The following is a 4,860-nucleotide window of genomic DNA, read 5'->3' on the forward strand; positions in this document are numbered from 1 at the left end:
GCCGAGCACGAACAGCGCGTCGCAGGCCTCCCAGTCCTCGAGGTCGGCCGTGCCCTTGCCGGTGGCGAGGGATGCCGTGAGCCCGCGGCCCGAGCCCTCGTGGCACATGTTCGAGCAGTCGGGGAGGTTGTTGGTCCCCAGCTCGCGGGCGAAGAGCTGGTAGAGGAAGGACGCCTCGTTGCTGAGGCGACCCGACGTGTAAAAGGCGGCCTGGTCGGGGGAGTCGAGCGCGGTGATGTGCCGCGCGATCGTGCGGAAGGCGTCGTTCCACGAGATCGGCACGTAGTGGTCGGTCGCCGCGTCGTAGGCCATCGGGCCGACCAGGCGGCCGGCGTCCTCGAGGTCGAAGTCGTTCCACTGCGACAGCTCGGTCACCGAGTGCGCGGCGAAGAACTCCTTGCCGACGCGCTTGTGCGTCATCTCCCACGTGACGTGCTTGATGCCGTTCTCGCAGATGTCGAGCGTCACGCCCTTGTCGTCGGGCCACGCGCAGCCGGGGCAGTCGAAGCCGCTCTTGGGCTGGTTCATCGTGAACATCGCCTTGGTGCCGGCGACGGGCTGACGCTGCTCCAGCAGCACCTTGCCGACGGTCATCGCGGCGCCCCACCCGGCGGCGGGGTGCTCGTAGGGGCCGGTGCTCGACCACTCCCCGGTCGAGGTCGGCCCGAGGCCGCCCTGGCGGGGCTCCTCGGTCATCAGCCCGAACGATTCACCCATGTTGACCTCCGTGGATTCCGGCGCCGAGTCGGTGGCATCCACACACCGTGCGCACTGACGTCAGCGTACGCTTGCGACTTCTTCTGTCGCGGGGGTTGTGGCCGGGGCGATGATGCGATCCGCCCGCGTGTACAGGTTCATGCTCGAGCCGCGGACGAACGCGGCCAGCGTCAGCCCCGCGCGTTCGGCGAGCTCGATCGCCAGCGACGAGGGTGCCGAGACGGCGGAGAGGACGGGGATGCCGGCCATCACCGCCTTCTGCACCAACTCGAAGCTCACGCGGCCCGACACCTGCAGCACGGTGCCGCGCAGGGGCAGAAGATCGTTCAGCAGGGCCCAGCCGACGACCTTGTCGACGGCGTTGTGGCGGCCGACGTCCTCCTGCGCGACGAGGAGTTCGCCCGAGGCGACGTCGAAGAGCGCGGCGCCGTGCAGGCCGCCGGTCTTGTCGAACGTCTTCTGCTCGGCGCGCAGGCGGTCGGGGAACGCCGCGATGTCGTGGGCGCTGACCGACACCGGGTCGCTCGAGACGTCGTAGGAAGACACCTTCTCGACCGCCTCGATCGACGCGGTGCCGCACACCCCGCACGAGCTCGTCGTGTAGAACGAGCGGGCGATGTCGGGGGAGGGCAGGGCCACGCCCGGCGCCAGGGTCAGGTCGAGCACGTTGTAGGTGTTGCCGTCGGCGCCGCCCGTTCCGGGACCGCCGCAGTGGATCGCCCGCGCGAACTGCTCGCCGCGGCTGATCACCCCCTCCGACACCAGGAAGCCGGCCGCCAGCTCGACGTCGTGGCCGGGCGTGCGCATGGTCACCGCGAGCGGCGAGCCCGCGACGCGGATCTCGAGCGGCTCCTCGACGGCCACGGCATCCGGTCTCTGTCGGTTCGCGCCCTCGAGGGTGATGCGGGTGACGCGACGCGAGGCGGTGAGGCGGCCCACGTCAGGACCGCGCCGGCGAAGAGGTGGGGGACATGGGTCGAGCGTACGCCCGGCGCGCGCGCACGAGACCGGCCGGAGCCGAACGACCCGGCCCGGTCCGCGAGGCTGCGGTTGCAACGGGGCGATCCTGACGGCCGACGATGATCGATCCAGGGGCGCGCGAGCGCCTCGGCATCCCGCCGAAAAGGGCCCGATCAACATGCACGTGGATACACATCCGCCGAACTTTTTCAATCCCGGCGTGACGATTCCCCCGCCCGGTACGTCTTAGTGGTGTAGGCCGAAGCGCCCACCCCGGAGCAACCGGGTCACCGACACTCGAAAGGCACCGACATGGCTGAGAACGCCCCCACCACTCCCGCTGCGCAGAACGTCCCCCAGGCGGCGTCGCGCGTGAACCGTCCCCTCGGCGCCCGCGGCGAGGAGGCCCACACCGAGGGCAAGACCACGATCGCCGACGGCGTCGTCGCCAAGGTCGCCGGCATCGCGGCCCGTGAGGTCAACGGCGTGTACGCGCTGGGTGGCGGCGGAGCCCGTGCCCTCGGCGCCATCCGCGACGCCATCAACGCCACCGACCTGACGCAGGGAGTCAAGGTCGAGGTCGGCGAGAGCCAGGCCGCTGCCGACATCACGATCGTCGTCGAGTACGGTGCCCCGATCCAGGAGGTCGCCGACCAGGTCCGTGGCCGCGTCGCCGGTGCGATCAGCCGCCTCGTGGGTCTCGAGGTCGTCGAGGTGAACGTGGACGTCAACGACGTGCACATCCCCGGTGACGACGACAACAACAACAGCGACGACGAGAAGCGCGTCCGTTGAGCGCCACGACGAAGGGCGCCCTGGTCGGGCTCGTCCTGGCCCTCAGTGCCCTGATCTTCGGTTTCTGGGGCTTCATCCTCGTGGCCCTGTTCATGGCGATCGGCGTGGTCGTCGCGCGCATCACCTCGGGTGAGCTCGACTTCCGCAACATCGTCAACGCCTTCTCGGGGCGGAGCACGTCGTGACCACCGTCACCGCTTCGCCCGGGGTCGGCAACCGCACCGCGGTTGCCGGCCCCGGCCTCCCCGCCGGCCACGTGAACATCGCCGACCGCGTGCTGCAGAAGACGGCCGAGCGCGCCGCCGCCGACATCATCGGGGTGGATGCCAAGAGCGTCCGCGTCGAGATCGTGGCGGCCCGCGACACGGCCGCCGTGCGCGTGTCGACGCCGTTCCCGGTGCCGCGCCTCGATGACACCGAGGCCGTGCGCTCCGCCACCCCCGTGCTCGAGGCGGCCACCGCCGCTCAGAGCGAGATCCGCTCGCGCCTGGCGCACCTGTTCGGCCGCGAGATCTCGCGCGTCGACCTGACCATCTCGGGCGCCACCCTTCCCCAACGAAAGCGAGTGCTGTGATGACTGACACCGTGCTTCGCACCGTCGTGCGTCGCGAGACGCACTCCCCGCGCACCGTCGCCATGCTCGTCGTGGTCGTGCTGCTGCTGCTCGTCCTGGCGTACGCCGCGGTCGAGATCATCCTCAACCTCACCGGAGCCCGGCCGCTGCTGGTCGCCCCCGGCGAGGCGCTGAACGCGGTCGTCGCCGCGCCGACCGCTCTGATGCCGGTCGCCTTCATCGTCGGCGGCGTCGTGCTGGCCCTGCTCGGGCTCATCGTGCTCGTGCTCGCGCTCAAGCCCGGCCGCCTCTCGCGTCACGAGATGGCGTGGGGCGAGCGTGCCGTCGTCGTCGACAACGGCGTGGTCGCCTCCGCTCTGGCGCAGCATCTCAGCAACGAGTCCGGCATCGCCCGTGACGACATCGTCGTGGGCGTCGCCCACCGCTCGGTCGATGTGACCGTGCGCCCGCCGGTCGGCATCCCGGTCGACGAGGCGCAGCTGCGCCGCATCGTCGACGAAGAGGTCACCGCCTACAAGCTCACGCCCGCCGTGCGCACCCGCCTGCGGGTGCAGCGACCCGACACCAAGGAGTCCTGATGAATGCGACGCGTCGCGGTCTGAACCGCTTCCTGCTCTTCCTGGTCGCCGTGGTGCTGCTGGGCCTGGGCGCTCTCGCGCTCGCCGTCGGGCTGCTGCCCGGGGGAACCGACACCTGGACCTCGGTCATGGGGGGATTCCAGGGCTGGCTCCAGGGCCTGGGCCGTGACTCCGCCGGCTGGGGAGCCGTCGCCGCCTTCGTGGTGCTCGCGATCATCCTCATCGCCCTCGCGGCATCCGCCGTCCGCGGTCGCCGCCAGGCGCCGCTGCAGTCCACCGGCAGCGCGAACGACGCCGGTCGCATCACCGTGACCGACGACTTCGCGTCGGAGGCGCTCAAGAACGCCCTCGGCGACCGTGACGAGATCCTCTCGTCGCGCATCAGCGCCGGCGAGATCAAGAACGAGTCTGTGCTGCACGTCGCGGTCACCCCCCGTCAGAACACCTCGCCCCGTCAGGTGGCCGAGCACGTCGACACCCTCGTGACCAACCTGGCCGCGCTCACGGGTCAGAACGTGCGCGCCTACATCTCGATCCACTCGGGCCTGCGCGCCAAGCTCGCACGCGACAACACCCGCGTGCACTGAACCCCCACGAGGAGACGTCATGACCACCACCGATTCGACCATCGATCCGCCCGACCTCGACGCCGCCGCGAGCCTCGCGGCGACCGCCGCGGGCTCGGTGCCCGGAGTGCACGCGCTGGGGAGCCTCCTCGGCCGCGCGTCCGACGCTGTCCGCGAGCGGGTGGGACTGGCGAGCACGGTCCCGGGCGTCAAGATCGACACCGATCGCGCGGACTCCGTCACCGCGACCATCTCGCTCGTCGTCGACTATCCCCACAAGCTGCACGACGTGTCCGACGCGGTGCGCAGCGCCGTGCGCGACGCCCTGCGGCCCCTGGGCCGCGGCCGCGTGGACGTCGACGTCATCGTGACGGGCGTGTTCGGTCCGTTCGACCGCGATCCGGTCGACGAGGCGCAGGAGAAGGTGGATGCCGCGACCGCGGCGGTCGGCGAGAAGGCGGGCGAGGCCAAGGCCGCCGTCCGCGAGAAGGCCGACCAGGCCGGCGCGGTCATCCGCGAGAAGGCCGCCGACGCGTCGCAGAAGATCGACGAGACGACGGATGCCGTCGCGGCGCGAACCGCGGGGATCGCCGCAGCGTTCGCCGAGTCCGCCGACGGGACGTCGCGCGCCCGCCGCGCCGACGTCGAGGCCGAGCCGGTCGAGCCGGCG

The 4,860-nt window shown here is 71.2% G+C and carries 8 protein-coding genes; 6 read left to right on the forward strand and 2 right to left on the reverse strand.

The window, feature by feature from the left end; genetic code table 11:
- Both DBR36_RS16670 and fdhD read right to left on the reverse strand, forming a co-directional pair.
- Positions 1–717, reverse strand: a 717-nt coding sequence (locus DBR36_RS16670) for a molybdopterin-dependent oxidoreductase (protein ID WP_146185413.1), incomplete at its 3' end; no start/stop codon positions are given.
- A gap of 60 nt (positions 718–777) precedes the next feature.
- A complete protein-coding gene (gene fdhD, locus DBR36_RS16675) occupies positions 778–1,656 on the reverse strand; it encodes a formate dehydrogenase accessory sulfurtransferase FdhD (RefSeq protein ID WP_108320808.1) in 879 nt (292 codons plus the stop codon).
- Between the two features lie 333 nt (positions 1,657–1,989).
- On the opposite strand from fdhD, the gene DBR36_RS16680 reads away from it, so the two are divergent.
- The 6 genes from DBR36_RS16680 to DBR36_RS16705 all read left to right on the forward strand — a co-directional run.
- Positions 1,990–2,472 carry an Asp23/Gls24 family envelope stress response protein gene (locus DBR36_RS16680; RefSeq protein ID WP_108320809.1) on the forward strand — a complete coding sequence of 161 codons (483 nt, stop codon included), beginning with the start codon at positions 1,990–1,992 and terminating at the stop codon, positions 2,470–2,472.
- Positions 2,469–2,657, forward strand: a complete 189-nt coding sequence (locus DBR36_RS16685; RefSeq protein ID WP_108320810.1) for a DUF2273 domain-containing protein — start codon at positions 2,469–2,471, stop codon at positions 2,655–2,657. Before DBR36_RS16680 ends, DBR36_RS16685 begins: the two co-directional genes overlap by 4 nt.
- A complete protein-coding gene (locus DBR36_RS16690; RefSeq protein WP_108320811.1) occupies positions 2,654–3,046 on the forward strand; it encodes a hypothetical protein in 393 nt (130 codons plus the stop codon). The genes DBR36_RS16685 and DBR36_RS16690 overlap by 4 nt, the downstream gene beginning before the upstream one ends.
- A complete protein-coding gene (locus DBR36_RS16695; protein WP_108320812.1) occupies positions 3,046–3,624 on the forward strand; it encodes a DUF6286 domain-containing protein in 579 nt (192 codons plus the stop codon). Before DBR36_RS16690 ends, DBR36_RS16695 begins: the two co-directional genes overlap by 1 nt.
- A complete protein-coding gene (locus tag DBR36_RS16700) occupies positions 3,624–4,211 on the forward strand; it encodes a hypothetical protein (RefSeq protein WP_108320813.1) in 588 nt (195 codons plus the stop codon). Before DBR36_RS16695 ends, DBR36_RS16700 begins: the two co-directional genes overlap by 1 nt.
- A gap of 19 nt (positions 4,212–4,230) precedes the next feature.
- The coding region (locus DBR36_RS16705; RefSeq protein WP_146185414.1) for an Asp23/Gls24 family envelope stress response protein at positions 4,231–4,860 on the forward strand (630 nt) is incomplete at its 3' end.

This window comes from Microbacterium sp. HMWF026 (assembly GCF_003061325.1).
Classification (GTDB): domain Bacteria; phylum Actinomycetota; class Actinomycetes; order Actinomycetales; family Microbacteriaceae; genus Microbacterium; species Microbacterium testaceum_E.

Coding starts and splice junctions, on each gene's coding strand:
- DBR36_RS16680 (WP_108320809.1), top strand. CDS start 1,990: ATGGCTGAGAACGCCCCCACCACTCCCGCTGCGCAGAACGTCCCCCAG.
- DBR36_RS16695 (WP_108320812.1), top strand. CDS start 3,046: ATGACTGACACCGTGCTTCGCACCGTCGTGCGTCGCGAGACGCACTCC.
- DBR36_RS16700 (WP_108320813.1), top strand. CDS start 3,624: ATGAATGCGACGCGTCGCGGTCTGAACCGCTTCCTGCTCTTCCTGGTC.